The organism is Serratia sp. Res13-Sevr-LER1-36-b (assembly GCF_015673035.1).
Classification (GTDB): Bacteria; Pseudomonadota; Gammaproteobacteria; order Enterobacterales; family Enterobacteriaceae; genus Chania; species Chania fonticola_C.
Genome location: NZ_JADACK010000028.1, coordinates 1 through 1469 on the forward strand (window position 1 = coordinate 1; position 1469 = coordinate 1469).

The window sequence follows — 1469 nt, forward strand, 5'->3', positions numbered from 1 at the left end:
GGGTTGTGAGGTTAAGTGACTAAGCGTACACGGTGGATGCCTAGGCAGTCAGAGGCGATGAAGGGCGTGCTAATCTGCGAAAAGTGTCGGTAAGGTGATATGAACCGTTATAACCGGCAATACCCGAATGGGGAAACCCAGTGTGTTTCGACACACTATCGTATGGTGAATACATAGCCATACGAGGCGAACCGGGGGAACTGAAACATCTAAGTACCCCGAGGAAAAGAAATCAACCGAGATTCCCCTAGTAGCGGCGAGCGAACGGGGAACAGCCCAGAACCTGAATCAGTTCTTGTGTTAGTGGAAGCGTCTGGAAAGTCGCGCAGCAAAGGGTGATAGCCCCGTACACTAAAATGCATTAATTGTGAGTTCGATGAGTAGGGCGGGACACGTGACATCCTGTCTGAATATGGGGGGACCATCCTCCAAGGCTAAATACTCCTGACTGACCGATAGTGAACCAGTACCGTGAGGGAAAGGCGAAAAGAACCCCGGCGAGGGGAGTGAAATAGAACCTGAAACCGTGTACGTACAAGCAGTGGGAGCACCTTCGTGGTGTGACTGCGTACCTTTTGTATAATGGGTCAGCGACTTATATTTTGTAGCAAGGTTAACCGTATAGGGGAGCCGTAGGGAAACCGAGTCTTAACTGGGCGAATAGTTGCAAGGTATAGACCCGAAACCCGGTGATCTAGCCATGGGCAGGTTGAAGGTTGGGTAACACTAACTGGAGGACCGAACCGACTAATGTTGAAAAATTAGCGGATGACTTGTGGCTGGGGGTGAAAGGCCAATCAAACCGGGAGATAGCTGGTTCTCCCCGAAAGCTATTTAGGTAGCGCCTCGTGAACTCATCTTCGGGGGTAGAGCACTGTTTCGGCTAGGGGGCCATCCCGGCTTACCAAACCGATGCAAACTCCGAATACCGAAGAATGTTATCACGGGAGACACACGGCGGGTGCTAACGTCCGTCGTGAAGAGGGAAACAACCCAGACCGCCAGCTAAGGTCCCAAAGTCATGGTTAAGTGGGAAACGATGTGGGAAGGCATAGACAGCCAGGATGTTGGCTTAGAAGCAGCCATCATTTAAAGAAAGCGTAATAGCTCACTGGTCGAGTCGGCCTGCGCGGAAGATGTAACGGGGCTAAACCATGCACCGAAGCTGCGGCAGCGACGCTTAGGCGTTGTTGGGTAGGGGAGCGTTCTGTAAGCCGTTGAAGGTGAACTGTGAGGTTTGCTGGAGGTATCAGAAGTGCGAATGCTGACATAAGTAACGATAAAGCGGGTGAAAAACCCGCTCGCCGGAAGACCAAGGGTTCCTGTCCAACGTTAATCGGGGCAGGGTGAGTCGACCCCTAAGGCGAGGCCGAAAGGCGTAGTCGATGGGAAACAGGTTAATATTCCTGTACTCGGTGTTACTGCGAAGGGGGGACGGAGAAGGCTAGGCTAGCCGGGCGACGGTTGTC

1 rRNA gene is annotated in these 1469 nt (G+C 52.5%); it reads left to right on the top strand.

The features are described from left to right. Nucleotides 1–9: 9 nt before the first annotated feature. Nucleotides 10–1469: ribosomal RNA gene (locus IMQ33_RS19775) — 23S ribosomal RNA — on the top strand; the annotation flags it as partial.